The 26,879-nt window shown below is 65.7% G+C and carries 25 protein-coding genes; 12 read left to right on the plus strand and 13 right to left on the minus strand.

What is annotated here, in order from left to right; translation table 11 throughout:
• Positions 1-99: 99 nt before the first annotated feature.
• On the plus strand, positions 100-1,014 hold the full coding sequence (locus AE618_RS22785; RefSeq protein ID WP_054211367.1) for a LysR family transcriptional regulator: 915 nt from the start codon (positions 100-102) through the stop codon (positions 1,012-1,014).
• Positions 1,015-1,166: 152 nt separating this feature from the next.
• Here the strand turns inward: AE618_RS22785 and AE618_RS22790 are convergent, their stop codons facing one another.
• The 8 genes from AE618_RS22790 to AE618_RS22825 all read right to left on the minus strand — a co-directional run bounded on the left by AE618_RS22790 (position 1,167) and on the right by AE618_RS22825 (position 10,541).
• Positions 1,167-2,333 carry an NAD(P)/FAD-dependent oxidoreductase gene (locus tag AE618_RS22790; protein WP_054211394.1) on the minus strand — a complete coding sequence of 389 codons (1,167 nt, stop codon included), beginning with the start codon at positions 2,331-2,333 and terminating at the stop codon, positions 1,167-1,169.
• Positions 2,334-2,359: 26 nt separating this feature from the next.
• Positions 2,360-3,991 (minus strand): NAD(P)/FAD-dependent oxidoreductase, encoded by a 1,632-nt coding sequence (locus tag AE618_RS22795; RefSeq protein WP_054211368.1) that lies wholly within the window; start codon positions 3,989-3,991, stop codon positions 2,360-2,362.
• 104 nt (positions 3,992-4,095) lie between these two features.
• The gene (locus tag AE618_RS22800; RefSeq protein ID WP_054211369.1) at positions 4,096-4,848 is read right to left on the minus strand and encodes an amino acid ABC transporter ATP-binding protein; all 753 of its coding nucleotides are present in this window, start codon (positions 4,846-4,848) and stop codon (positions 4,096-4,098) included.
• A 6-nt stretch (positions 4,849-4,854) separates the two neighbouring features.
• Complete coding sequence (locus AE618_RS22805; RefSeq protein WP_082365499.1) at positions 4,855-5,709, minus strand: amino acid ABC transporter permease; 855 nt, start codon at positions 5,707-5,709, stop codon at positions 4,855-4,857.
• The gene (locus AE618_RS22810) at positions 5,706-6,446 is read right to left on the minus strand and encodes an amino acid ABC transporter permease (RefSeq protein ID WP_054211370.1); all 741 of its coding nucleotides are present in this window, start codon (positions 6,444-6,446) and stop codon (positions 5,706-5,708) included. Before AE618_RS22810 ends, AE618_RS22805 begins: the two co-directional genes overlap by 4 nt.
• 127 nt (positions 6,447-6,573) lie before the next feature.
• Positions 6,574-7,407, minus strand: a complete 834-nt coding sequence (locus AE618_RS22815; RefSeq protein ID WP_054211371.1) for a transporter substrate-binding domain-containing protein — start codon at positions 7,405-7,407, stop codon at positions 6,574-6,576.
• A 288-nt stretch (positions 7,408-7,695) separates the two neighbouring features.
• Positions 7,696-9,615: a hybrid sensor histidine kinase/response regulator gene (locus AE618_RS22820; RefSeq protein WP_054211372.1), complete on the minus strand. Its 1,920-nt coding sequence runs from the start codon at positions 9,613-9,615 to the stop codon at positions 7,696-7,698.
• Between the two features lie 32 nt (positions 9,616-9,647).
• Positions 9,648-10,541, minus strand: coding sequence for a Crp/Fnr family transcriptional regulator (locus AE618_RS22825; RefSeq protein WP_248310985.1), 894 nt, complete (start codon positions 10,539-10,541; stop codon positions 9,648-9,650).
• A gap of 2 nt (positions 10,542-10,543) precedes the next feature.
• Here AE618_RS22825 and AE618_RS22830 point away from each other — a divergent pair, with 2 nt between their 5' ends.
• A complete protein-coding gene (locus tag AE618_RS22830) occupies positions 10,544-11,272 on the plus strand; it encodes a response regulator (RefSeq protein WP_054211374.1) in 729 nt (242 codons plus the stop codon).
• A 14-nt stretch (positions 11,273-11,286) separates the two neighbouring features.
• Here the strand turns inward: AE618_RS22830 and AE618_RS22835 are convergent, their stop codons facing one another.
• On the minus strand, positions 11,287-11,742 hold the full coding sequence (locus tag AE618_RS22835; RefSeq protein ID WP_054211375.1) for a hypothetical protein: 456 nt from the start codon (positions 11,740-11,742) through the stop codon (positions 11,287-11,289).
• Between the two features lie 195 nt (positions 11,743-11,937).
• Positions 11,938-13,011 (minus strand): alcohol dehydrogenase AdhP, encoded by a 1,074-nt coding sequence (gene adhP, locus AE618_RS22840; RefSeq protein ID WP_054211376.1) that lies wholly within the window; start codon positions 13,009-13,011, stop codon positions 11,938-11,940.
• A gap of 203 nt (positions 13,012-13,214) precedes the next feature.
• Here adhP and ccoN point away from each other — a divergent pair, with 203 nt between their 5' ends.
• From ccoN to AE618_RS22885, 9 genes are all read left to right on the plus strand, one after another.
• Positions 13,215-14,882, plus strand: coding sequence for a cytochrome-c oxidase, cbb3-type subunit I (gene ccoN, locus AE618_RS22845; RefSeq protein WP_054211396.1), 1,668 nt, complete (start codon positions 13,215-13,217; stop codon positions 14,880-14,882).
• 12 nt (positions 14,883-14,894) lie between these two features.
• The gene (ccoO, locus tag AE618_RS22850) at positions 14,895-15,659 is read left to right on the plus strand and encodes a cytochrome-c oxidase, cbb3-type subunit II (RefSeq protein WP_054211377.1); all 765 of its coding nucleotides are present in this window, start codon (positions 14,895-14,897) and stop codon (positions 15,657-15,659) included.
• 11 nt (positions 15,660-15,670) lie between these two features.
• On the plus strand, positions 15,671-15,826 hold the full coding sequence (locus tag AE618_RS22855) for a cbb3-type cytochrome c oxidase subunit 3 (RefSeq protein WP_054211378.1): 156 nt from the start codon (positions 15,671-15,673) through the stop codon (positions 15,824-15,826).
• 4 nt (positions 15,827-15,830) lie between these two features.
• On the plus strand, positions 15,831-16,715 hold the full coding sequence (gene ccoP / locus AE618_RS22860) for a cytochrome-c oxidase, cbb3-type subunit III (RefSeq protein ID WP_054211379.1): 885 nt from the start codon (positions 15,831-15,833) through the stop codon (positions 16,713-16,715).
• A 2-nt stretch (positions 16,716-16,717) separates the two neighbouring features.
• Complete coding sequence (gene ccoG, locus AE618_RS22865) at positions 16,718-18,160, plus strand: cytochrome c oxidase accessory protein CcoG (protein WP_054211380.1); 1,443 nt, start codon at positions 16,718-16,720, stop codon at positions 18,158-18,160.
• 146 nt (positions 18,161-18,306) lie between these two features.
• On the plus strand, positions 18,307-18,831 hold the full coding sequence (locus tag AE618_RS22870) for a FixH family protein (protein ID WP_197280865.1): 525 nt from the start codon (positions 18,307-18,309) through the stop codon (positions 18,829-18,831).
• A gap of 5 nt (positions 18,832-18,836) precedes the next feature.
• Complete coding sequence (locus AE618_RS22875; protein WP_054211382.1) at positions 18,837-21,029, plus strand: heavy metal translocating P-type ATPase; 2,193 nt, start codon at positions 18,837-18,839, stop codon at positions 21,027-21,029.
• A gap of 9 nt (positions 21,030-21,038) precedes the next feature.
• A complete protein-coding gene (ccoS, locus tag AE618_RS22880; RefSeq protein ID WP_054211383.1) occupies positions 21,039-21,236 on the plus strand; it encodes a cbb3-type cytochrome oxidase assembly protein CcoS in 198 nt (65 codons plus the stop codon).
• 90 nt (positions 21,237-21,326) lie between these two features.
• A complete protein-coding gene (locus AE618_RS22885) occupies positions 21,327-22,160 on the plus strand; it encodes a universal stress protein (protein ID WP_054211384.1) in 834 nt (277 codons plus the stop codon).
• A gap of 114 nt (positions 22,161-22,274) precedes the next feature.
• Here AE618_RS22885 and AE618_RS22890 read toward each other — a convergent pair whose 3' ends face one another.
• Both AE618_RS22890 and AE618_RS22895 read right to left on the minus strand, forming a co-directional pair.
• The gene (locus AE618_RS22890) at positions 22,275-23,123 is read right to left on the minus strand and encodes a universal stress protein (RefSeq protein ID WP_054211397.1); all 849 of its coding nucleotides are present in this window, start codon (positions 23,121-23,123) and stop codon (positions 22,275-22,277) included.
• A 167-nt stretch (positions 23,124-23,290) separates the two neighbouring features.
• Positions 23,291-23,677, minus strand: a complete 387-nt coding sequence (locus tag AE618_RS22895) for a hypothetical protein (RefSeq protein WP_054211385.1) — start codon at positions 23,675-23,677, stop codon at positions 23,291-23,293.
• Between the two features lie 167 nt (positions 23,678-23,844).
• Between AE618_RS22895 and AE618_RS22900 the strand changes: the two genes are divergently transcribed.
• Entirely contained in the window at positions 23,845-26,526 is a 2,682-nt protein-coding gene (locus AE618_RS22900; protein ID WP_054211386.1) for a bifunctional acetate--CoA ligase family protein/GNAT family N-acetyltransferase, read from the plus strand.
• 66 nt (positions 26,527-26,592) lie between these two features.
• Here AE618_RS22900 and AE618_RS28930 read toward each other — a convergent pair.
• The coding region (locus tag AE618_RS28930) for an IS3 family transposase (RefSeq protein ID WP_248310986.1) at positions 26,593-26,879 on the minus strand (287 nt) is incomplete at its 5' end.

Below are 26,879 nucleotides of genomic sequence, written 5' to 3' on the forward strand. Positions count from 1 at the left end.
CCAGCTCGCGGGCGCCCTGTCGAACAGCCCCAACCTGCACGCGATACAACTGACATTAAATAGCTTGTTGAGAAGCATACTGATGCCTATTTTACATCAATGGAGATGCGCCACGCTTCCCTTCTGATCGAGATTGCGCGATGTGGCTCCTTCGCAGAGGTCGCTCGCGACCGAGAGGTCGACCCCTCATGGGTGTCGCGGACGGTCGCGGCGGTCGAGGAAGAGCTGGGATTCCGGATATTCCAGCGCTCGACGAGACGTGTCGCCCTGACCGAAGCCGGCGACGTCTACTTGCGGCAGGTTCAGGTCTCGATCGCGGCGCTCGATCGCGCGCGCGACGACGCCTTGTCTCTCACGAGGGGGCCGCTCGGCACACTCAGGATGACCTCTACCGTCGCCTTTGGACAGAAGGTCATCGTTCCATTGCTGCCGCGGTTTCGGCAGGAGTTTCCGAACGTCGATATTGAACTGGTGCTGACCGACGTCAACCTCGACCTCGTATCCGAACGGATCGATCTGGCCATCCGTCTCGGGCCGGCGGTTTTTGGCGATGTCGTCGCCGCGAAACTGCAGGACACGCGCTATCGGGTTTGCGCCAGTCCGGAATACCTCAACATGCATGGCCGGCCCCAGCACCCATCCGATCTCTCGCAACGCGACTGCTTGCGTCTTCTTTTGCCGGGATTTCGCAGTCTCTGGCTCTTTCGCAATCTGGATGGAGGGATCGAGAAGGTCGAGGTGAAGGGCGGCGTGATGGCATCGGGTGCGCTCGCGCTGCATGCACTGACGCTTGCCGGTATGGGACCTGCCTTGTTGGCAAACTGGCTGGTGGACGACGATATCGCGGCAAGACGTCTGGTCGATCTGTTTCCAGACCAGCGCGTCACGGCAACCACCTACGAAACCGCGATCTGGATGCTCTATCCGAGCCGTTCATTCCTCCCGAAGAAGGTTCGGGCAATGATCGATTTCCTGAAAGCAGAAGCGACGTCAAACTGGCGGCAATGGGCCTGACCTTTTTTTTGGAGCACCAAGGTCAACAGAAATGGCACCCGTTGCGGCACTGGAGGGCTATAGCGTAGACATAGTGCTCATCATCGTCGGGCGTGGCCCGCCTCGCTTCGACTTAACGCCCCGCCCTGCGCGGCTTGCGCCGGCACGCCAACTCACGCCGCGATCGCCTCTTCTGCCGCCAGTGCCTGCCAGCCCTGCAACTCGCGCCAGTTCGGCTCAAGCTGCGCGAAGCGCGCCAGACTGAACGACGAGATGTCGGCGAAGGAACAGGCCCCGTCGATGACGAGGTCGCGGATGGCGTGGCCGCTGGCGGGCGAGAGGCCGAAGCCGACGCTCGACAGCGTCGCCACCAAGACATTGGTATGCGAGCCGAGCCGGTCGATCACCGGCCTTCCATCGGGCGTGTTCTCGATCACCCCAGCCCAGGAGCGGATGATGCGGGCATGCGCGGCCTTGGGCAGCAGCTCGGCCAGCCTGCGGCCGATATGCCCCATCAGAGGGGTCGAAGGCTTGGCGGGGGCGGCATTGCCGGCGATATCGAGCCATTCATGCGGGCCGCCGCCATAGGCGAGGTTGCCGCGCAGGGTCTGGCGCCCATAGAGGCCGTTTCCATCGACGCCGCCATAAGGCATCAGCGGCAGGGGCTCGGTCACGATCATCTCGCAGCGCGCCGACGCGACCGGCACCTCCTGCCCGAGCATCGCCGACAACCGCCCGGTCTGCGGGCCGGCGGCGAGGACGAGATGGTCGCAGGCGATGAAGCCGCGCTGCGTCTCGACTCCCGTTACTTTGCCGCCATCTGTACGGAACCCGGTCACGGCGCAGTGCCGCATCACGCGCCCGCCATGGTCCTGCATCGCCCAGGCATAGGCTTGCAGGGTGCGGTGGGGATTGGCGTGGCCGCCGAACTTGTAGAAATAGCCGCCGACCATGGTCTCACCGGCAAGCGGCACGAACTCCCTGATCTGCTTGACGTCGAGGATTTCGGATTCGAAGCCCTGCCGCTTCGCGTTCGACAGCGCCCGGCCATAGAGCGCCATCTGGTGCTCGCTGGAGGCCAGACGAATCCGTTTGCCGCTGAACTCGGTAGGGTAGCCGAGCAGTTCGTCCATTTGCGGCCAGAGCCGCTGCTCCTCCAGGAAGAGCGGCGAATGGTGGTGCGAGCAGCCGCCACCATTCCGGCCCGAGGCTTCCCAGCCGATCATGCCCTTCTCGACGACAAGCACATCGACGCCCTCGCGCGCCAGCCACCAGGCGGCGCTGAGGCCCGTGACGCCGCCGCCGACGATGATGACGCTGGCTCCCTTGATCTCGCTCATGGCCATTCTCGCTCGCTCAGGTCTGCTCACTCGCTCGCCACGGGGCCGGACGCGTCGTTGCTCGCGACCGTATAAAGCTCCGGGACCTCCCAGAACGGTCGCCACTGCGCGTGCATGCCGAACCAGGTGTCCCAATGCAGCGCCTGTTCGGGCGCCTCGGGGATCTGGCCCGCCACCGAGAGCGGCAGCGGCCGGACCGGGGTGCGGTAACCCGCAAGCGGAATCGAGGACAGCGGCATCGCCGCGCCCAGCGCCAGCAGCGCCGCGACCTGCTCGCGGCAGCGCCGGCCCTGGCACGGCCCCATGCCGGCGCGGGTCAGGCGCTTGATCTGGTCGGGATTGGGCGGTTCCGCGCCGAGCAGCGCCGAAAGCGAGCGGTCGTTGCGGCGCTCGTTTTGCCAGTCGAGATAGCGCGGCGGGCGGACCTCGAGGATCTCGCGGGCCGTGACCTCCTCGCATTGGCAGACATGGAACTCGGCGCGGGCCTCGATCACGCTGGCGCGGACCCAGGCCAGGCGATAGGCGCCGATGTCGTGGTTCGGCAAGTCGGGCAGAACTCGCAGCGGCGGCGGCGCGCCACCACCGATGCCGAGGTTTTTGACGATCGCCGCGACCGCCCGACGGCCTTCGGCCTCGGCGACGGCGCGATCCACTGTCTTCGAGGGCCAGATGCCGGCGCCATCGCCAACCGCGAAGACGTCGGGCAGGCTGGTACGCTGGTCGGCGTCGACAAGCGGGGCATAGCCGCCGCGCTCCGGCTGGAATGCGATCTCGCAGCCGAGCGCGTCTAGCAGATCGATCACGGGCGTCGCGCCGACGGCGAGGATGATGCCGTCGCAGGCGATCGCGCGTTCGTGGCCGGTGGCACGGCCATTCGCATCGACAATGCCGACGAGCGCTGCCTCGACCGCGTCCCCGCCAGCAGCTTCGCGCACGACATGACCGCTCAGGATCTCTGTGCCGCCCTCGATCAGCGTGGCGATCAGCGCGGCAGGGGCAAGCGTCTCGGCCGCCTGCTCGACCATCGCCACGATCTCGACCCCGGCCTCGCGAAGCGAAAGCGCCGCCGTCACGGCGTCCGTCGAAGAGCCGAGGATTACGACCTGGCGCGGCGCGAGCGCGCCATAGCGCGAGGCCAGGGAGACCGCGGCCGTCGCCCCCATCACGCCTGGCTTCTCCCAGCCGGGGAAGCCCAGCCCCATGTCGCGGCGTCCAGCGGCGACCACGACATGGTCGGCCTGGAGCATCCAGCACCGCTCCTCGTCGTTCAGCCCGGCGACGAGGCCCGGCAGCCAGGTCACCGAGGGGCCGTTGGCGTAGAGGCCCCAGCAGGTCGTGCCCAGCCTGACATCGACGCCGGCCTCGAAGGCGATCTCGATCTGCGGCTCGGAGCCGATGAAGGCCTCAAGCATGGCGTTGCGGTTGCGTGCCAGCCCCGACATGCCCTGCCCATAATGCAAAGGCACTTCGTCGCCCATGGTCGTGAAGGAGACCGGATTCTCGTCGACGAGCACGACCGAGAGCCCCTGCCCGGCCGCCTCGATCGCGGCTGCGAGCCCGGCTGGCCCGGCGCCGATGACGAGCAGCTGCGTGCGCGCCTCGACATGCAGCGCCTTGCCGGCGACGGATCTCGGATCGGGGGTGACGGTCGAGGCCATGGCAGGTTCGCCTTGCTAGTAAGAGCGATAGTCTTCCGCGCCGGCTTCGCGGCCGGCTGTCGTTTTGCGACAGCAGCCAGCTGATATGCGACACGGCGTCGGCGTCAGAGCACCTTGTCGAGAAAGGCCTTCGTGCGCTCCTGGCGCGGTGCGCCGAAGAGATCGGAGGGCGTGCCGTGCTCGACGATCAGCCCGCCATCGGTGAAGTAGACATGGTCGGCGACCTCGCGGGCGAAACCCATCTCATGGGTGACGAGGATGCAGGTCATGCCTTCGGCGGCGAGATCCTGGATCGTCACCAGAACTTCCTTCTTGGTTTCCGGATCGAGCGCGGCGGTGACCTCGTCGAACAGCATGACCTTGGGGTTCATCGCCAGCGAGCGCGCGATCGCGACGCGCTGCTGCTGACCGCCCGACAATTCGCCGGGATAGCTCGCGAGCTTGTCGGAGAGGCCGACCTTGGCGAGCAGCCGGCGCGCCCTCTCCTCGACCTCGGCCTTGTCCTGTTTGAGCACATGGATTGGCGCCATCATGACGTTCTGCAGCGCGCTCTTGTGGGGAAACAGATTGTACTGCTGGAAGACGATGCCGACATCGCGGCGCAAGCTCAGCTTGTCGAGGCGCGGATCGTTGACCTCGCGACCGGCCACCGTGATCGAGCCCTTGCTGATCGGCACGAGCCCGTTGATGCAGCGCAGCAGCGTCGACTTGCCCGAACCGGATGGGCCGATGATGCAGACCGTCTCGCCACGCCGAACGGTGAGGCCGACATCCTTGAGGACCTTGAACGTCCCGAAGGATTTCTCGACGCCCGCGATCACGACGACAGGCTCACCCAGTTGATGCCGGCTCGCCATATCCGTCTAGACCTTCACGTTGAAACGGCGTTCGAGCGCCATGGTCGCCCGCGCGATCGGGTAGCAATAGGCGAAGAACATCAGCAGCAGCAGGGTGTACATCGGGATCATCAGCTCGGGCCGGCTCTCGGCGACGAGCGCCGCGCGGGTGATCGTCAGCCCATCCTGGATGCCGACAACGGAGATCAGCGTCGTTGCCATGGTCAGGATCGCATAGAGGTTCATCCAAGGTGGGATCATCCGCTTGAACGCCTGTGGCAGGATGATCATCCACATCGTCTGCCGGCGGGTGAAGGCCAGCGCCTCGGCCGATTCCCACTGGCCCGCCGGGATCGAGCGGATGCCGCCGCGCACGATCTCCGAGACATTGGCCGCGACCGGCAGCGCCAGCCCGATGACCGCCTTGACCCAGGCCGGAAAGGCGATGCTCAGGCTGAAAAGCCTGAACTCGAACGGTAAAAGAAACATCGCGTAGAACAGCAGAACCAGCCAGGGCGCGTTGCGGAAGAACTGGGTCAGGCCCCAGGCGGCCTGTCGCACCGGCGCCAGCAGGGATACCTGCGCGATGCCGACCAGCACGCCCACAAGCGTGCCCAGCGCCATCGAGAGGAAGCTGATCAGGATGTTGAACAGGAAGCCCTGGAAGATCAGCGGGGCCCAGCGCAGCAGCACCGTAAAGGCGCCCTCCCCGGCCGGCCGTGCCGCGACCTGCGCCAGAGCCAGCGACGCACCGAACAGAATGGCAAAGGCGGCCAGCGTCCCACCGCCGAGCAGAACGGGCGCGGCGAGGCCCGAGGGCGCGATCGGACCCGCCGCGCGATAGGGCAGCAGGACGGGAAGGTCGTTCGCTGCCGGTCTCATGTCGAGTAACCGGGGATGCGCATCGCGCGCTCCCAGCGGCCCATCACGAAGACGAGCACGGCGACGAGTAGCACATAGGTCACCAGCAAGACGTTCATCATCTCACGGACGTTGAACATCTCCGACCAGATCTGCGATGCCGCATAGAGCAATTCGGGGACGCCGATCGCATAGGCCAAGGTCGTCGTTTTCACGAGGTTGACGAGGTTGTTGTTGAGCGCAGGCAGGCAGATTCGGAAGGCGAGCGGCAGCACGACATGGATGTAGAGCTGCAGCCGCGTATAGCCGAGGGATTCGGCCGCCTCGATGGTGGTCGATGGCACCGCCTCGATGCCCGCCCGGAAGATTTCGACATTGAAGGCACCCGCAAACAGCGAGAGCGCGATGATCGCCCAACCGGTTCCCGATATCAGCGGCGACTGCCCGCCGAAACCATCCGACACCGTCGGCAGCAGTCCGCCGACGGCGAAGTAGAAGAATGAGAGCTGCACCAGCGGCGGCGTGTTGCGGAAGAACTGGACATAGGCGCGCACGAGCAGACGCCCGGGCCGCGAGGCGCTGCCGGCAATCCAGACGCCGAGCAGGCCGAGCAGCAGCGAGGCGAGGATGGCGACCACGCAGATATAGCTCGTCGTCCACAGCCCCGTCAGGAAGCGCGAGCGATCGAAAGCATCGTAGAAGACCGAGAAGTTCAGCCCCTGCGTCTGGTTTAGGCGCTCGAAGAAGGCGGCGATCATCGGAGGAAGCCCTGAAGACGAGCCGTCATGGCCGGGTTGGACCCGACCATCTCGGAAACCAGCGCCTTCTCGTCATGAGATTCTCGGATCTCCGCTGCGCTGCGTCCGAGAATGACGCGCCGCACGCTTAAGACGCCGCCTTCAGCTTCTTGTTGGTCTCGATCAGGTAGGGGCTCTGCTTGATGCCCCATTTGGTCTCGAGATCGAGCAGCTTGCCACTCTTGTGCCAGTCGACCGACATGTCCTTGACGAGCTTGCCGAAGGGACCATCCATGTCTTCCAGCCGGATGCCGATGGCCCAGAGCTGCGGGTCCTCCGAGACCAGCGGCATCTCGTAATTCGCCCATTTGGCGTCGCCGCCGGACAGCGTCGAGACGATCAGCGTGTCGTCGAAAAGGAAGGCGACGCAGTTGTTGCCCTGCAGCGCGTTCAACGCATCCGGCACGGAGGGGAACACCACGAGTTCCGGCGCATACATCTGCGTGACGCGGCGGTTGTAATAGGCGCCCTGCACGGCGCAGACCTTTCTGCCCTTGAGGTCTTCCCATTTTTTCAGGCCGGCGCTCTTGGGGGCCATGACGTTGGTCGCGCCGGCATAGTAGTTCGGCTCGACCATGCCGACGATCTTGCGGCGCTCGGCGGTGTCGCCCATCGTCGCGATGACCATGTCGATCCGCCCCTGTTTCAGGAACTCCATCCGGTTGGCGGCGATCACCGGCAGCATCTCGAGCTTGACGCCGATCTTGTCGGCGATCGCCTGGGCGAGATCGATCTCGAGCCCGACGATCTTGCCCGACGGCTCGAGGAAGCCCCAGGGCTTGTAGTCGTTCTTGACGCCCACGGAGAGGACGCCCTTCTCCTTGATTTTCGCCAGCGAATCCTGGGCCGCGGCAGGCAGGGCGGCAAGGGTCGCAGCGCAGGCCAGCGCCAGGCTGGACGCAAGAATGGCAAGACGGTTCATGTCGGTCGATCCCCTCGTTTTTGTGATCGTTAGAGTTCCAACGCATCCCCTCCGCGATGTGTTGGAATACGACATGTTCTAGCCTGCAAGCGACAAAATCACGGGCTGCGCCCCGTTCGCATGCCGGTATCGCGAGGACGCGTCGGAGCGATGGTCGCCAGTTTCATTCACAAGGTGATGAGCGGGATGCTTGGGGAAAGGCGACGAGCATGCACAAGGCTCGCGCTCTGTCAGGGGCAAGATCGAAGCCGCCTGTTCGTCAGCGCCGCGGAATCGATGGTGGCGACGTCAAGCCGGCGCGTCGAGCAGTTCGCGCAGGCGCAGGGCCAACTGCCTGGCGGTATACGGCTTTTTCAGCCAGCTCCCCTCCGCGGACAGCTCGCGACCGGCGAGGCTTGGTTCCGCAAAGCCCGAGGTGAAAAGGATCTTGAGGTCCGGCCGCAGGGCTCTCGCCGTCTTGGCCAGCTCATCGCCGGTCATGCCGCCGGGCATGACGATGTCCGTGAAGAGCAGCTTCACCTCGGGGCGAGCCGCCAGCAGTCGCAGCGCCTCCGCTCCGGTCCCTGCCTCGATGACCCCGTAGCCGATATCCGCCAGCCTCGCGACGGCGACGCGGCGGACGCGCGCATCGTCCTCGACGACGAGGATCGTCTCGCTTCCCCGGGGCGCGGAGGACAGGCCGTCGTCGTCCGCCACGGCCGCATCCTCTTGTGACCGCCCAGCGCTGACGACGGGCAGGAACAGCCGCACGCTCGTGCCCTGGCCGGGCTCGCTGTAAAGCTGGACATGTCCGCCGGACTGCTTGGCGAAGCCATAGACCATGCTGAGGCCAAGGCCGGTTCCGGCGCCGACCTCCTTGGTGGTGAAGAACGGCTCGAAGGCGCGCTCACGGACTTCGGCCGGCATGCCCTCGCCGGTGTCGGTGACGGCGATCAGCAGATAGCTGCCGGTGCGGACTCCAGGATACATGCTCGCATAGTCGGCATCGAGCCGGGACGCCGAGACCTCGACGGTGAGGCGCCCGCCGCGCGGCATGGCATCGCGGGCATTCAGAGCCAGGTTGAGCAACGCGTTCTGCAGCTGCGAGGCATCGACGAGGGCCTGGTTCACCGAGCCGGTGACGACGGTGCGCAGTTCGATGGCCTCGCCGAGCGTCCGGCGCAGGAGGCCGGAGAAATTCGACACGAGCTGGCCGACATCGGCGTGCCTGGGATTGAGCGGCTGGCGCCTGCCGAAAGCCAGCAATTGCCCCGTCAGCTTAGCGCCATCGTCGACGGCCTCCTGCGCCTCGCGAAGCAGGCCGCGCAGTTTCTCGTCCTGAAGGCGCTTTTCGACCATCTCCAGGTTGCCGCTGATGACGGTGAGCAGGTTGTTGAAATCATGCGCGATGCCACCGCTCAGCTGCCCGACGGCCTCCATCTTCTGGGCCTGGCGCAGTTCCTCCTCGATCCTGTGCCGGCTGGTCAGGTCGCGGATGAAGCCGGTGAAGATGCGATTGCCGTTGGCGATCGCCTCGCCGATCGCCAGTTCCATCGGAAAGCGGGTGCCGTCCTTCTTGAGGCCCGTGACCACACGGCCGTAGCCGATGATGCGCCGCTCGCCCGTCGTCAGGTAGCGCGACAGGTAGCCGTCATGGGCATTGCGGTCCGGCTGCGGCATCAGGAGCCGGACGTTCTGACCTGTGGCCTCGCTGGTCGCATAGCCGAACAACTGCTCCGCCGCGGTGCTGAACGAGGTGATCGTGCCGAATTCATCGATCACCACCATGGCTTCGGGCACGGTATTCAGGATCGAGCGCAGATGTGCTTCGCGGGCGATGAGATCGGCCTGCACGTGCTTGAGGGCACCGACGTCGATATTGCTCTCGACGATGACGAAGCCGGCCTGCCCTTCCGACGTCACCACGACCCATCGGCTGGCCACGTGGATCGCATGGCCGTCCTTGTGCCGATGCGTTAATTCTCCCGTCCAGAGAGCGTGCTCCCGCAGCTGAGCGCGGATGTCTTCGATCGGAATGGGAAAGACGGTCGCGAGGAGTTCGTGCGCCACCGTTCCGACGGCTTCTTCGCGGGTCCAGCCGTAGAGCTCTTCGCACCCGCTGGTCCAGCGGCTGATCACGCTGTCGAAATCCTGGACGATGAGGTTGGCGCTGTCGAGAACGCGTACGATCTCATCCAGGCTGTGCTCGCTGGTGACCTTGGACTTCATTGGCGCCGCCACCCCATGGAGCGCAACGCTTATCAGTTGGGCCAGACGGCCCGCCGCACCGAATCCGCGCTCGCCACGTGCTTATCCTCATCATCGGCCTCGCCGGCAAGGAGTGCGAGCTTTCCAAGTTTGCAGACGGTGACGGCGTGGCGGCCACATGGCGCGATGACGCCGCTCGCGATCAGTTTCGTCATAGTCCGCGACACCGTTTCGATGGTCAGGCCGAGATAATCTGCCATGTCGAGGCGGGTCATCGGAATTTCGATCACCGGTGCGGCCTGCCTGTTGCCCGACAGCCTCCGTGCGATGATGAGCAGAAAGCTGGCGACCCGCTCTTCCGCGCTCTTGCGCGCGAGCAGGACCATCTGATCCTGCGCGGCGGCCATCTCGTCGCAGAGGCGCGCAAAGAGCTGGGGGCGAAGCTCGGGCGAGTGGTTGATCTCGTCCTGGAAGCGGGTCCGCCCGAAACGCCTCAGCTTCGTCGTGGTCACGGCCTCGGCGGTGTAGAGATAATGATCCTTGAGGGAAACGCCGAGCAGGTCGCCGGGATAGATGAAGCCGGTGATCACGCGGCGGCCCTCACTGATGATCTTGAAGACGCGCAGGACGCCTTCGACCACCTCGAAGACGTGGCTGGCCGGGTCGCCCTCCCAGAAGACTGCGGTGCCGCCTTCAAACTTTTCGACAGCCTGCCTGCTGAACAGGGTCTGCAGGCTCGGCACAGTCCGGGGTGCGTCAGCGAAATCACTGACATCGACATCCCGCTGTGACATAGTGATTTCCGAAAACATGGGCGCCTCTCTACGGCTATCGATGTAGAGAATTGACCCAATCCCGGTCACGCAGAGACGATACCAGCGTAACAATCGGTGTAATTTTGTGACCGATTGTAACAGCCCGAGTGCAATGATCCGCCTGAATCCCAACCATGGTTGAATCGCAGAATCGTAACGAGCACATCCTCGTGGTCGACGACGACTCGCGCATTCGTCAGATGCTCGTTCATTATTTCGAGGACGAGGGTTACCGCATCACCGCGGTCGCCGGCGGCCAGGCCATGCGGGACTGCCTGCAGAAAACCCCGATCGACATCATCCTCCTCGATCTCGTTCTGCCGGGAGGGGAGGATGGCCTGGCGCTGGCCCGCGAGATCCGCTCACGGTCCGACGTGCCGATCATCATGCTCACAGGACGCGATGACGTGGTCGACCGGATCGTCGGTCTCGAGGTCGGTGCCGACGACTATATTGCAAAGCCGTTCCACCTTCGGGAGGTCCTCGCCCGTCTGAAGACGGTGCTGCGCCGGCGGCAGCCGGCAGCGCCTGCGCATGGCGCAGATGGCGAGACCATCGATTTCGAGGGTTGGCGCCTCGACCTGGCCCGGCGCCAGCTGGTGACGGCGGAGGGTACGGACATCATGCTCACGACCGGCGAGTTCGAGATGCTGGCGGTGCTGGCCAGGCATCCCGGGCGCGTCTTTTCGCGCGACGTGCTGATGGATCTCACGCATGGACGTAGGCTGGAGGCCTTCGACCGGACGATCGATGCGCAGATTGCACGGTTGCGAAAGAAGGTCGAGCGCGATCCCAAAAACCCGTCGCTGATCAAATCGGTGCGCGGCGTCGGCTATGTCTTCACCGGAAAGCCGCAGGCCTGACGACCCCTTCCCGATCAAGCCGCGACCGGGATCATCAGAACGCCATGGTCGGGCTGGTCGATCTGCCGATCACGGAGAGGACGGCTCCAGTCGTTCTGTCCCAGCGTCCAGATGCGGATCGTGTTGCAAGCGTCCTGCCGGGCCAGATCCTTCAAGTGATCCAGGAGGCTGCCCGCGATACCGGCCTCATCGGCAGCGCTCGTGACCACAAAGATCGAGACATCCAGAATTCGGCCGTGAAAAGGATGGTTCCTGACCGCATGGCTGCAGAGACCCTGGACATAGCCTGCAGGATTCACGGCGATGACGATGTCGTCCCGATCGATCGCCTGGCGTTTTTGAGCCAGGATCTCGCGGCAGAACGCCCGCCATGCGTCGAGATCGAGCTTGGGCGCGACCCGATTCACGAGGAGATAGGCCCGGTCGATCTGCGCGGCCGTGATCCGGCCGATCTTGTAGCTTTGTTGCATCGCGAAGGTCCTCCCACCTGCGCTTCTAGGTCCGGCCAATCTGCCGGACCATGATTTAGCTCAAGGGCACGCCGTTGCTGCCCTTAGGTCACAGTGGGCGAAAGCGAGAGTCGGCGTCGCGCAGACACCGCGCTCACCGCCTGCGACGATCACGCTTCGTCACATTCGGACATCTCCCTCGCAGCGCCAGCCGATCTAGGCACCGGCTGGCTCGGCCTGCAGCGCCGATGCCGTGATCGGCATGGTGAGATCCAGAACGATGCGGCCTTCGATTTGGCCCGCCTTGAGCCGGGCGAAGATCGCGTTGATGTCGCCGAGCGGCGCCTTGGTGATTTCGGCCTTGACCTTGCCCTCCACCGCGAAGCCGATGGCCTCGTCGAGGTCGCGCCGGGTGCCGACGATCGAGCCGCGCAGGGTGATCCGCTTCAGCACGACATCGAAGATCGGCGTCGGGAACTCGCCCGGCGGCAGCCCTACGAAGGCGACAGTGCCCTTCCTGCGTACCATGCGCACCGCCTGGGAGAAGGCCGGCGGCGAAACCGCCGTCACAAGGATGCCGTGCGCGCCGCCTCCGGTCGCCTTGATGACCTCGGAGACGGCATCGGGCGAAAGCGCATCGATCGCAACATCGGCGCCGGTGGTGCGGGCCAAGGCGAGCTTCTCGGCCGCGATGTCGAGCGCGACCACCTTGAGGCCCATCGCCTTGGCGTACTGGATCGCAACTTGGCCAAGCCCCCCGATGCCGGAAATGGCGACCCACTGCCCCGGTCGCGCTTCAGTCTCCTTCAAACCTTTGTAGGTGGTGACGCCGGCGCATAGAATCGGCGCCATTTGCGCGGCATCGACGCCAGCGGGAAGGCGCGCCGCGAAAGGGGCTGACGCGATGATATATTCGGCGAAGCCGCCATCGCAGCTGTAGCCGGTGTCATGCTGGTGCTCGCACAGCGTCTCCCAGCCGGTCTCGCAGTATTCGCAACGCAGGCAGGCATCGTGCAGCCAGGCGACGCCGACCATGTCGCCTTCCTTGAAATCGGTGACGCCCGGTCCGAGCTGCGCCACCACGCCGACCACCTCATGGCCGGGAATGAAGGGCGGCACCGGCTTCACCGGCCAATCGCCCTCGGCCGCATGGAGATCGGTGTGGCAAACGCCGCAGGCGAGCACCTTGACCAGAAGCTCCCCGGGGCCCGGCACGGGCACCGGAACGTTCTGAATCACCAGCGGCTTGCCGAACGCGTGCACCACCGCAGCCTTCATCATCTTCGCCATGGTCTGGCTCCCTGTGTCTGTGGGGCAAGTCCTAGGCGCATCCGTCGGCTCGACCTTGAGCGAGGTCAAAGCCGCCGCTTCGACCGGTGACGGCTAGCGGGTCGAGGGCACGGGAGCTCTCTTTGACATGGATCAAATCTGGCCGGTGCGGGCGCCTGTAAGGCTCCACCAGCAGTGCAACGGTTATGGGGGAGAATGATTTCATGGGAGCGGTTGTCTCTCCTGTCAGGCAGGCCACGATGGGCGAATTCGCCGGCATGGCGCTTGCCGCCGGCGCGGTCCTGCCGCTGATTCTCGTGGCGGCGCTCACCGACCATCCCGCCTATGCCTTCCACGTGACGCTGGCGATCGCCGCGGCCCTTGGCAGCTTGATCCTCATCGCCAACCGCCTGTTCCAGCCCGGCCAGGTGCCCGCGCCGCAGGAGATCGACGGGCGCCCGAACTACAACATGGAGCCGGTCAAGTTCGCGACGATCGCCGCGATGTTCTGGGGTATCGCCGGCTTCACGGTCGGCCTGGTCATTGCCCTGCAGCTCGCCTTTCCGGTCCTGAACTTCGATCTGCCCTGGATTAATTTCGGCCGCCTGCGGCCCTTGCACACCTCGGCCGTGATCTTCGCTTTCGGCGGCAACGTGCTGCTCGGCACCTCCTTCTACGTCGTCCAGCGCACCTGCCGCGCCCGCCTGGCGGGCGACATCGCGCCCTGGTTCGTGATCCTGGGCTATAATTTCTTCATCGTCATCGCCGGCACGGGCTACCTGCTGGGGATCAGCCAGGGCAAGGAATACGCCGAGCCGGAATGGTACGCCGATCTCTGGCTCACAATCGTCTGGGTGGTCTACCTGCTGGTGTTCCTGCTGACGCTGGCCAAGCGCAAGGAGCCCCACATCTATGTCGCGAACTGGTTCTATCTCGCCTTCATCCTGACCATCGCGGTCCTGCATATCGGCAACAACCTGGCGCTGCCGGTCTCGGTCCTCTCGCCGAAGTCCTATATCCTGTGGTCGGGCGTGCAGGATGCGATGTTCCAGTGGTGGTACGGCCACAACGCCGTCGGATTCTTCCTGACCGCCGGCTTCCTCGCGATCATGTATTACTTCGTGCCCAAGCGCGCCGGCCGGCCGGTCTACAGCTACCGGCTCTCGATCATCCACTTCTGGGCGCTGATCTTCCTCTACATCTGGGCCGGTCCGCACCACCTGCACTACACCGCCCTGCCCGACTGGGCCCAGACGCTCGGCATGACCTTCTCGATCATGCTCTGGATGCCGTCCTGGGGTGGCATGATCAACGGCCTGATGACGCTGTCAGGTGCCTGGGACAAGCTGCGTACCGACCCCGTGCTGCGGATGATGGTCGTCTCGCTGGCCTTCTACGGCATGTCGACCTTCGAGGGGCCGCTGATGTCGATCAAGGCGGTCAACTCGCTCTCCCACTACACGGACTGGACGATCGGCCATGTCCACTCGGGCGCGCTCGGCTGGGTCGCCTATATCTCGTTTGGCGCGATCTACTGCCTCGTGCCCTGGCTCTGGAACCGCAAGGAGCTGTATTCGCTCAAGCTCGTGAGCTGGCACTTCTGGATCTCGACGCTCGGCATCGTCTTCTACATCTCGGCGATGTGGGTCTCCGGCATCCTCCAGGGCCTGATGTGGCGGGCCTACACCCCGCTCGGCTTCCTCGAATACTCCTTCATCGAGACGGTCGCGGCGATGCACCCCTTCTACGTCATCCGCGCGCTCGGCGGCGCACTCTTCCTGACCGGTGCGCTGATCATGGTCTTCAACCTCTGGATGACGGTCCGCAGCGGAACGCCAGAGAGCGCCCAAGACAGCGCCCCTCTGCAGCCCCGCCTTGTGCCGGCCGAGTAAGGATCGCCTTCCATGACGAGCATCGAACACAAGGCTCCTCGCCAGTCGCTCTGGTCGAAGCACAAGATCTTCGAGACCAACTCCATCATCCTGATCATCGGCGTGCTGCTGGTGATCTCGGTCGGTGGCCTGGTCGAGATCGCGCCGCTCTTCTACCTGAAGAACGTCATTGAGAAGGTCGACGGCATGCGGCCCTACACCCCGCTCGAACTGGCGGGCCGCGCGATCTATGTCCGCGAGGGCTGCTACAACTGCCACAGCCAGATGATCCGGCCGCTACGCGACGAGATCGAGCGCTACGGGCACTATTCGCTCGCGGCCGAGAGCATGTACGACAAGCCGTTCCAATGGGGCTCGAAGCGGACGGGACCCGATCTCGCCCGCGTCGGCGGCAAGTATTCAGACGAGTGGCAGCGCGGCCATCTTTCTGATCCGCGCGCACTGGTGCCTGAATCGATCATGCCCGGTTATCCGTTCCTGGCGCGCAACGAGCTCAAATTCGGCGATATCGCCAACGAGCTGCGCGCCAACCGGGGCGGCGGCGTGCCCTACACCGACGAGATGATCGCGCAGGCAGAGACCGATCTGCGGGCTCAGGCCACGCCGGAGCATCCCAAGGCCGGCGAGCTCGAGGCACGTTACCCGAAGGTGCAGGCCCGCGATTTCGACGGCGACCCGGCTCGCATCACAGAGGCCGACGCGTTGATCGCCTATCTCCAGGTGCTGGGCACGCTCGTCGATTTCAAGCTCTACGACGACAAAGCCAACATTCGCTGAGCGAGGTCATCATGGACACAACCTATCAATGGCTGGCGCGCTTCGCGCAGTCGGCTGGCCTGCTCTACTTCGTCGGAATCTTTCTCTCCGTCTGCCTCTACGCCTTCTGGCCGTCAAACAAGGCCCGGTTCGAAGAGGCCTCCCGCACCCCGCTGCAGGACGACTGACATCATGGCTCAGCATCAGGACCATCACGAGGTGGACGCCCACACCGGCGTGTCCACGACCGGCCATGAATGGGACGGCATCCGCGAACTCAACACGCCGCTGCCGCGCTGGTGGCTCGGCATCTTCTATGCCACCATCGTCTGGTCGGTCGGCTATTGGGTCGTCTATCCGGCCTGGCCGCTGATCACCGGCGCGACGCAGGGCGTCATCGGCTATGCCTCGCGCATCGAGATCGCCAAGGACCTCGCTCTGCTGCAGCAGCACCGCGCGACCCAGTCGAGCGGCCTCGCCGAGGCCTCCCTCGCGCAGATCAAGGCCGACCCGTCGCTGTTTCGCATCGCGATGGCGCAGGGCAAGGCCGCCTTCGGCGACAACTGTGCCGCGTGCCACGGCGTCGGCGGGGCCGGCTCCAAGGGCTATCCCAACCTCAACGACGACGACTGGCTCTGGGGCGGCACGCTCGACCAGATCCATCTGACGCTCCAGCACGGCGTCCGCGTCGCCGGCAACAACGACACCCGCGTCAGCCAGATGCCGGCCTTCGGCAAGGACGGCCTGCTCAAGCCCGCAGAGATCCGTGCCGTCGCCAACCATGTCCGCGAACTGGCTGGCCTGCCGACGGAAGCCAGCGCCGATCTGGCCATGGGCCGCGAGCTCTTCGCCACCAACTGTGCCGCCTGTCATGGCGACGCCGGCAAAGGCAACAAGGAGCTCGGTGCGCCCAACCTCACCGACGCCATCTCGCTCTACGGCATGGACCTGGCCTCTTTGACCGAGACCATCACCAACAGCCGCGCCGGCGTGATGCCAGCCTGGGGTCAGCGTCTCGACGCGACCACGGTGAAGGCGCTGACGATCTATGTGCACTCGCTGGGAGGGGGCCAGTAGACATGGCCTCCCAAGAGACGGACCTTGGCGACCTGCCGCTCTTCGCGGCGACGAAGAAGGTCTATCCGCAAAGCGTGTCCGGGCCTTACCGGCGCGCCAAATGGATCATCCTGGCGCTCTGCCTCGGTGTCTATTACCTGCTGCCCTTCCTGCGCTGGGACCGCGGCCCCAACCTGCCCGACCAGGCGGTCCTGCTCGACATCGCCAATGCCCGCTTCTATTTCTTCTTCATCGAGATCTGGCCGCAGGAGGTTTACTACTTCACCGGCCTGCTGATCCTGGCGGCCTTCGTGCTGTTCATGATGAACGCGGTCGCAGGCCGGGTCTGGTGCGGCTATCTCTGCCCTCAAACCGTTTGGACCGATCTGTTCCTGGTGGTCGAGCGCTTCTTCGAGGGCGACAGGCGCGAGCGCATCAAGCTCGACGAAGGGCCCTGGACCCCCAACAAGATCTGGCGCAAGAGCGGCAAGCACTTCGTCTGGCTGATGATCGCCTGGTGGACAGGCGGCGCCTGGGTGCTCTACTTCGCCGATGCGCCGACACTGGTGCGCGACCTCGCGACCCTGCAGGCGCCCTTCACGGCCTACGCCTTCATCGCGATCCTGACCTTCACGACCTATGCGCTCGCAGGCATCATGCGTGAGCAGGTCTGCAAATATATGTGCCCCTGGCCGCGCATCCAGGCCGCGCTTACCGACGACGACGCGCTGAACGTCACCTATCGCTACGACCGCGGCGATCCCCGCGTCTCGCTGCGCCAGGCCGAGCGTTTGCGTGCCAAGAATGAGCCGGCGGGCGACTGCATCGACTGCCGCCAATGCGTCGCCGTCTGCCCTACAGGCATCGACATCCGCGACGGCGCGCAACTCGACTGCATCCAGTGCGGTCTGTGCATCGACGCCTGCGACAACGTCATGGAAAAGATCAGCCGTCCCAAGGGGCTGATCGGCTACGACACCGACGACAACGTCAAGCGGCGCAGCGCCGGCGAAAAGCCCGTCTACAATCCGCTGCGCCTGCGCACGATGATCTATGCCGCGCTGATCGTCGTGGTCGGCGGCGCCATGGTCTACCAGCTGGCGACGCGCCGCACGGTCGAATTGTCCGTCTTGCACGATCGCGCACCGCTCTTCGTCCGGCTCAGCGACGGCTCGATCCGCAACGCCTATACCATCCGCATCCTCAACAAGCGGCCCGATGAGCGCCCCGTCGCACTGACGGTTCACGGTGTGCCGGGCCTGCGCATCGAGGCCGTCGGCGTCACGGCGACCGCCGATCTGCGGCCGATCGTATCGGTCCCGCCCGACACCTCGCGCGAGGTCCGGGTGCTCGTCACCGTGCCCGCCGATGTCCATGTCAGTCCGACGCAAACGATCACGTTTACCGCGTCCGACCTGTTCGCGGGCGAGGTCGTGACGGTCCAGGATCACTTCATCGCGCCCTAGATCACGTCGCAGCCGGGCTTTCCCGCCCGACCGCGAAAACCTGTTCGTCGACAGAGAGATGGAGCGAAGACCCTAGCGAGGACGGTACCCGTTTCCGCGAAGGCCATGCTCCAGAGAACGCCATGTGCTGCTGCGGAGGTTTCATCATGCCGATCGATCTGCCGGTTCGCGCCGCGCCGAGCGCGCGCCGCCCGTTCGAACTCAGCGGGCGCATCGTGCTGGCGAGCATGATCGCCTTCTTCATCGTCGTGGCCGGGGTGAATGCGATCATGATGACCATGGCGATCCGGACGATGCCCGGCGTCGATGTGAAGAGCGCCTATGAGACGAGCCAGCGCTTCAACAGCGAGATCGCCCGCATGCAGGAGCAGGACGCGCGCGGCTGGCAGGCGAAGGCCGACATCCACCGCACCGGCGCGGATGCCCTCGTCGCGCTGGTGCTGCACGACAAGCAGGGGCTGCCCGTCCAGGGGCTGGCTGTCGAGGCGAAGCTGCTGCACCCGGCGACGCGGCAGCACGATCACGAGGCTACGCTGAGCGAGACGGCGCCAGGCAGCTATGCGGCGCGCGTGCCGACAGTCCACAGCGGTGGCTGGACTGTTGTGATCGAGGCGCGGCGCGACGGCGCGCCGGTCTTCCTTTCGCGCAGCCGTGTCGTGCTGGCGGATTGAGGGCTGTGAGCATGAAGCAGGATCTGTCGGTTTTCGTCCGCCATCGCGATGGAGACGTCGCCGGGATGGAGCTGGCGGTCGACGGCATCCGTTGCGCCGGCTGCATGCAGGCGATCGAGAGCGGCCTGTCCCGTGAGGCCGACATCCTGAGCGCGCGCGTCAACCTGGCGCTCAAGCGCGTCACCGTCGAATGGCGCGAAGGCGCGTTGCGGCCCGAGACGGTGATCGAGCGCCTGTCGAAGCTTGGCTTCAAGGCCTACCCGTTCCTGCCTGCCGCCGACCGCGATGGCGCCTCGAATGGGGAAAAGCGCCTGCTGCGCTGCCTGGGCGTCGCGGGCTTCGCCGCCATGAACATCATGCTGCTCTCGGTCTCGGTCTGGTCGGGCAACAACAGCGACATCTCGCCGGTCACCCGCGACTTCTTCCACTGGCTGTCTGCCCTGCTCGCCTTGCCGACGGCTGCCTATGCCGGGCGCCCCTTCTTCGAGAGTGCGCTGCGGGCCCTGCGGGCCGGTGCGGTCAACATGGACGTGCCGATCACGCTTGGCGTCGTGCTGGCGCTGGGCATGTCGGTCGTCGAGACCTGGAACCATGCCGAGCACGCCTATTTCGACGGCGCGGTGATGCTGCTCTTTTTCCTGCTGATCGGGCGCTATCTCGACGAGCTGATGCGTCGGCGCACGCGCGATCTCGCTGGCAATCTGGCCGCGCTCAAGGCCGAGACCGCGACGCGCCTGTCGGCGAACGGCGAGACGGTCGTCGTTCCCATCGCCGCCATCTCGCGTGGCGATCTCGTCCTGGTCCGGCCGGGCGAGCGTGTCTCCGTCGACGGCATGGTCGAGAGCGGCGCCTCCGATATCGACCAGAGCCTGGTGACCGGAGAGACCGCACCAATCAGCGTCGTGTCCGGCGCCTCCGTCTACGCCGGCACTGTCAACCTGTCCGGCGCCCTGACGGTGCGGGTCGCGGCGGCGGGCGGCGGCACGCTGCTCGACGAGATCGACCGCCTGATGGCGCAGGCCGTCGAAAGCCGCTCGCGCTATGTGCGCCTCTCCGACCGGGCGGCGCGGCTCTATGCGCCGCTGGTTCACGCGACCGCGCTCGCCACCTTCCTGGGCTGGATCGCTTTCGGGCTCGGCTGGCAGCAGGCCCTGATCATCGCGATCACCGTACTGATCATCACCTGCCCCTGCGCGCTGGGCCTGGCGATCCCGGCCGTCCAGGTCGTCGCGGCCTCGGCGCTGTTTCGCCAGAAGGTCATGCTCAAGGAGGGCGGGGCGCTGGAGCGCCTGGCCGAGGCCGACACCGTCGTCTTCGACAAGACGGGAACCCTGACCCTGCCCGATCCGGCCTTGGTCAATGCCGCGAGCATCGCGCCCGAGGTGCTGCGCATGGCCGGCAGCCTCGCCGCCGCCAGCCGTCATCCGCTGGCGCGCCCGATCGCGCTGGCGGCAGGCAATCTCCCTCCAATCGAGGGAGTGCGCGAGCACCACGGACTCGGCCTCAGCGCCTTGTGCGACGGCGCCGAGATGCGGCTCGGCAGCGTCGCCTTCTGCGATGCAGAAGCGGCTGCAGCGCCCGTTGCGGCCGCGTTCCCGACAGCATCGCTGATCGCCTGGCGGCATGGCGAGGCCAGCGCCGTCTTCGCCGTCGATCAGGAACTGCGCCCGGATGCGGAGGCCTGCGTGCAGGCGCTGGCCGCCCTTGGCCTTCGCGTCCTGATCCTGTCGGGTGACCGCGCCTCGGCGGTCGCGCCCATGGCAGCCCGGCTCGGCATCGCCGATTACAAGGCGGACTTGCGCCCGGACGAGAAGCTGTCCGAACTGGACCGGCTCGCCGCGCAGGGCTGCAAGGTCCTGATGGTTGGCGACGGGCTGAACGACGCCCCTGCCCTCGCCAAGGCTCATGTCTCGATCTCGCCGATCAGCGCGACGCATCTGGCGCAGGCCTCGGCGGACATTGTCTTCCTCGGTGACAGCCTCGCGCCGGTAGCCTCCAGCATTCGCACGGCCCGACAGGCGCGAAAACTGATGTTGGAGAACCTCTGGTTCGCGGTGCTTTACAATGCGATCGCCGTTCCCGTCGCGATTGCCGGTCTGGCGACGCCGCTGGTCGCGGCTGCGGCGATGTCAGGCTCGTCCCTGATCGTCACGCTCAACGCCTTGCGCGCCGCCAGGCGCTCGGGCGCATCCCGTTAGGACCACGCCATGAACATCCTCGTGATCCTGTTTCCATTGGCCCTGGGGCTTGGCCTCGTGGGCTTGCTCGCGTTCTTCTGGTGCATGCGGACGGGCCAGTTCGCCGATCTCGAGGGGCCCGGATGGCGCGCCCTGCAGGATGACGACCTGCCGCGGTCACCGGGCCCATCGGCCGACACAGCCGGGTCGCAGACCGAGATTCCCTGAAAGCTGCATGCCTCAAGGCACGCGCGATTTCAGCCAGGCGCCCTCGCCCATCGCATGTCTGGGCCATGCCAAACCGCAGAAGAGCCTCCGATGCCATATGCGACGCTGATGGTCCCCGTCGACGAGAGCAAGGCATCCCAGGCGCGCGTCGAGTTCGCCTGCGAGCTTGCCAGCCATTTCGGCTGCAGCCTGCTCGGCGTCGCCGCCCGCCGGCCCGAGACGCCGTTCATCGCGCCGAACGCCACGATGGCGGTGGTCCGCGAGCTCCTGGCGACGGAGATGCAGAAGGCTGAAGCCGAGCTGAAGCGCGCGGAGTCGGGCTTCCGCGCCCTCATTGCTGGACACAACGTGCCGAGCGAATGGCGCTCGACATTGACTGATCGGACGACGACCGTCGCCATGGAAGCGCGCGCTGTGGATCTCATCGTCATTGGACGCAATCGGCCCGGCATCGTGCCCTCATATGCCGTCGACCCGGGCGACGTGCTGATCGGCGGCGGCCGGCCGGTCCTGGTCACCCCGCCCGATGTGCCGGCGGGGGCGATTATGTCCCACGTCGTCATCGCCTGGACGGACAGCCGCGAGGCCAGGCGGGCGGTCATGGACGCGATGCCGTTCCTGCAGGCGGCCATTCAGGTGACCGTGCTGGAGATCTGCGGCAGCGACGACGTCAGGAATGCCCGCGCGCGTACGGCCGACGTTGTGGCTTTTCTGGCCCTCCGCGCCATCTCGGCCGAGGTTGCCGTCCTTCCGGCTGTCGGGCTGTCCGTCGCCCAGCGCCTGATCGCCTTCGCACGCGACGAGGGGGCGGGCCTGATCGTGATGGGAGCCTACGGCCACGCCCGACTGAGAGAATGGGCCTTTGGCGGTGTGACGCGGGAGATGCTGGAAACCAGCCCCGTATGCCTCCTCCTCAGCAACTGAGAGGAGCGGGGCGTCCCGGGTTGCGAGACAAGCACTGCGACCTTGCGCAGGAAAAAACACCCCAGCCCTCGCGATGACCGTGAAGGCTGGAGTTCAGTGATCGAAGCAGATCGCTCAGTGCGACAGAAGGCAGGGGATCGGCGTCGAATTGAGCAGATCCTGCGTGACGCCGCCGAACAGCCATTCCCGTACCCGGCTGTGACCATAAGCGCCGGAGACGATGAGATCGGCCGTCTCCTGCTCGGCGAAATCGATCAATTCATCGACGACGAGGCCGGACGGTTCGGAGCGCAGGATCGCGCGGCTGGGAACACCGTGACGAAGCAGATGGTCGGAGACATCAGCCGCGCCCTGTTGTGCGGCGTCCGTGCCGATCGCCAGGACGAAGACCCGCTCGGCTCGCTTCAGCAGGGGCAGCGCGTCCCAGACAGCTCGCCTTGCCTCGCGCGTGTCTTTCCAGGCGATGACGATGCGCTTGCCCGCGAGATGCTCCGTGCGGGGCGGGACGACGAGGATCGGGCGCCCGAGCCCCATCACCAGATCGCCGGGGGAGATCGCCATGCGTCCGTGGCTGGCGTCGTCTGGGCCCTGCCGACCGACGACGACGAGATCGGCCGCCCGTGCCTGCTCCAGGGCAAAGGGATTCGGCAACCCGATCGCACAGCGCCAGTCGATGTCGTTGATCGTGCCGGCCGCGCGGCGGAACACCGTCTCCGCCTTGGCCAGTTTCTCGGCAACCTCGCGCTTCGCTTGTTCGATGATCGCGGGATCGATCGTAATCGCACCGTCGCCATAGTAGGGCATGACGACCTCCTCGGCGGCGACGCCGATCAACCGGCTCGAGAAGGTGCTGGCGAGGGACGATGCGAGCTTGACGCTGTCGGCGGCATCCACGCCGAGATTGAGCGTCACCATGATGCTGGCATAGGTCGAAGGCTGAAGAGTCTCGTTGATCTCGGACATGAACATCTCCTCATGCTCAGGTTGCACCTGGGCATGGTTGCCGATGCCCGACGTCGGAGCGTTGATCCACCGCAACTGCGGCGAAACTCCCGCGCGATTCCGGCCTCGGTGCCGGCCTGCAAGACCTTGCAGAGCTTAGACCTTGCAGAGCTTAGACCTGGCCGAGCTTAGGCCTGGCCGAGCTTGCGGATGCCGACGATCTTGAAGGGCAGCATCTCGCCGTCGTCCTGGCGGATCGAGACGTACTCGTCGATCGCGAAGCGATGCTTGTCGAGCTTGTAGCCGGCCTCGTCATCCTCCGACGCGGCATCGTCGTAGTCGATTACCCAGGTCGCGCCGCCGCTGCCGCCGGCGCGATGGATCAGCCAGCCGTGCTCGTCCGGCTCGCCGGCCCAGAACCGCCTGACGCGGCATAGGTCGCGCACATCCCGCCAGGCCGGCGCGTCGATATGTCCGGCGGCGTCCAGGGGCGCGGTGATGTCGTAGCCGTGCCTGGCGCTACCTTCCGGATGGGCTGCGCTGCGTCCGAGATGAAGGGTTATGCGCTGCAGCATCGTCTGGCCTCCGAGACCCGGCCGTCCATCGGCCGATAAGGCGATTCATGGCGCATGCTTCGCCGGCACGACTTGATTCAGCGCAATGACCGGCCGCTACTGTGTGCCACGAGGTTGAACCGGACATCGGGCCGATCGACGGTCTTCTCATTCAACGGGCGGCAGATATGAGCATCAGGAACTTCGACGCGCTGTTCGAGCCTGCCGCGATCGCCCTGATCGGCGCGAGCAACGCGCCCCGGTCGGTCGGCCGCGTGCTCGCCGACAATCTCCTGGGTGCCGGCTTCGCCGGCCCGGTGATGACGGTCAATCCGCATGAGACGGCCATCCGGTCGACGCTGAACTATCGCTCGATCGCCGACTTGCCGATCACGCCCGACCTCGCCGTCGTGGCGACGCCGGCGGCCGGCGTCCCGGCCATCATCAGTGATCTCGGGCGCCGCGGTTGCCGGGCGGCCGTGGTCATCAGCGCGGGCTTCGGTGCGCCGGGCGAAGGCGGCGACCTGCACCAGGCCATGCTGGACGCGGCAAAGCCCCATCTGATGCGGATTGTCGGCCCTAACTGCCTGGGCTTCATCTCCACGCCGCGGGGGATCAATGCCAGCTTCGCTCATCTGACGCCTCGCCCGGGCAATATCGCGCTCGTCAGCCAGTCGGGCGCGATCGTCGCGGCAATGCTGGACTGGGCCGATCAGCGCGGCGTCGGCTTCTCCCATATCCTCTCGCTCGGCGACATGAGCGATGTCGATTTCGGCGATGCGCTCGACTATCTCTGCGCGGACCGCGCGACGCGCTCGATCCTGCTCTATGTCGAGAATGTCACCCATGCGCGCAAATTCATGTCGGCTGCCCGCATCGCCTCGCGCACGAAGCCGGTTCTGGTCGTCAAGGGCGGGCGCAGCATGGCGGGCGCCAAGGCCGCCCTCTCTCATACCGGCGCGCTCGCCGGAGCCGATGCGGTCTACGACGCCGTCTTCCAAAGAGCCGGGCTGCTGCGTGTCGCGGAGCTCGATGAACTCTTCGCGGCTGCGGCGATCCTGGCCACAGGAATGCGCGTCTCCGGCGACCGGATGACCATCCTCACCAATGGCGGCGGCGCCGGCGTCATGGCGGTCGACGCGCTGGTCGCACGCGGCGGCCGTATCGCCGAACTGGGCGGCGGCACCTTGCAGCGCCTCGACCAGGCCCTGCCCGGCTCGTGGTCGCACGCCAACCCCGTCGATGTACTCGGCGATGCGACCGGGGAACGTTATGCCGCGGCGCTCGAGATCCTGCTTGAGGAGCCCGACAGCGATGCGATCCTGGTGATCAACTGTCCGACCGCCGTCACCGATGGACAGGACGCCGCGAGCGCGGTGGCCCAAGCCGTGGCGAAGGCTCCCGCAAGGCCCGTCCTGACGAGCTGGCTCGGCGGAACGACCGCCGAACGCTCGCGCAGCTTTCTTGCGGGCAGGACGATTCCGACCTTCACCAGCCCTGAAGAAGCGGTACGCGCCTTCACCCATCTCGTCGAATTCCGACGCAATCAGGACCTGCTGCTGGAAACGCCGTCGGCCGGCGTCGCGATCGCGCCGGCACAGGTCAATGCGGCGCGACAGCTCATCGAGACCGTTCGCCAGGACGGCCGCTGCGTCCTGACCGAGCCCGAAGCGAAGCGCCTGCTTGCCCTGTTCGGTATCCCTGCCGTCGAGACGCTGGTCGCAGCCACACCCGAGGAGGCCGGCCGGCTTTTCGGCACGATCGGCGCCCCCGTCGCGCTCAAGATCCTGTCGCCGGACATCAGCCATAAATCCGACGTCGGCGGCGTGGCGCTGAGCCTGCGCTCACAGGCCGAGGTCACGGCGGCCGCTCACGAAATGCTTGCGCGGGTCCGGCACGCAGCGCCCAACGCAAAGCATCTGACCTTCACGGTCCAGAAGATGATCTCGCGCCCGAAGGCCTGCGAGCTGATCGTCGGTATCGCCAAGGACCCGACATTCGGCCCCGTCCTGCTGTTCGGCCGCGGCGGCACGGCGACGGAGGTGATCGGCGACCGGGCGATCGGGCTGCCGCCGCTCAACTCGGTCTTGGCCAAGGACATGATCGGGCGCACGCGGGTGTCACGGCTTCTGGCCGGCTACCGCGACGTTCCGCCGGTCCCGCTCGACGCCGTGGCCGATGTGCTGGTGCGGTTGTCGGAACTCGTCATCCACCTGCCCGATGTGATCGAACTCGACATCAATCCGCTACTCGCCGATGCCAGCGGCGTAGTCGCGCTCGATGCCCGCGTCGTGATCACCGCGACCTCTGAGGTGCGCACGCCACTCGCCATCAGCCCCTACCCGGAAGAGCTTGGAGAGCAGGTGACACTGAATGATGGCGCCCGCTTCCAGATCCGGCCGATCAGGCCCGATGACGAGGTCGCGCTGTCCGACATGGTCGCGCAATGCACGCCGGGCGATCTGAGGCTACGCTTCCTGGCTCCGCTCAAGACCTTCCCGCATGAGATGGCGGCCCGCCTGTCGCAGATCGACTACGATCGCGAAATGGCCTTCGTGGCCGTGGAACCCGACAGCGCCTATGGCAGCGGCCCGATCTTCGGCGTCGTCAGGTTGATCGGCGACCCCGAACGCGACACCGCGGAATTCGCGGTCCTAGTGCGCTCCGACATGAAGGGGCGCGGCCTCGGCTATCGCCTGATGTCGAAGATCGTGGCCCATGCGAAGACCAGTGGATTCAAGCGGTTATATGGCGACGTGCTGCGCGGTAACCGCGTGATGCTGGCGATGACGCACGAACTCGGATTCAGGTCGGATGTCCAGGAGGCCGGCGAAGAGACCACGCGCATATCGATCGATACGAGTTCCTGAGCGCATCTCCTGATACCCGTCTCCTCGAGACTGGACGGTCCCCGGTTTCGTGGACAAAGCCGAGCCTCACGCCGACGCGCGTTCGAACGCCTCGGGACTGATACCGCCGAGATGGCTGTGACGGCGGGTTCGGTTGTAGAACGTCTCGATATGGTCGAAGATATCCGCGCGCGCCAAGGCGCGGGTCTTGTAGATGCGTTTCTGGATCCGCTCCTTTTTCAGGCTCTGACCTGCCACTGAGTTTTTCCTCCACGCGGAGTTAGAGTCCGGCCCTGATGAGGACGGACTGATGAAGCGAGCAAGATTCACGGAAGAGCAGATCATTGCGGTGCTGAAGGAGCACGAGGCTGGGG

The sequence above is a fragment of the Allobosea vaviloviae genome, assembly GCF_001298265.1.
GTDB classification, from domain to species: domain Bacteria; phylum Pseudomonadota; class Alphaproteobacteria; order Rhizobiales; family Beijerinckiaceae; genus Allobosea; species Allobosea vaviloviae_B.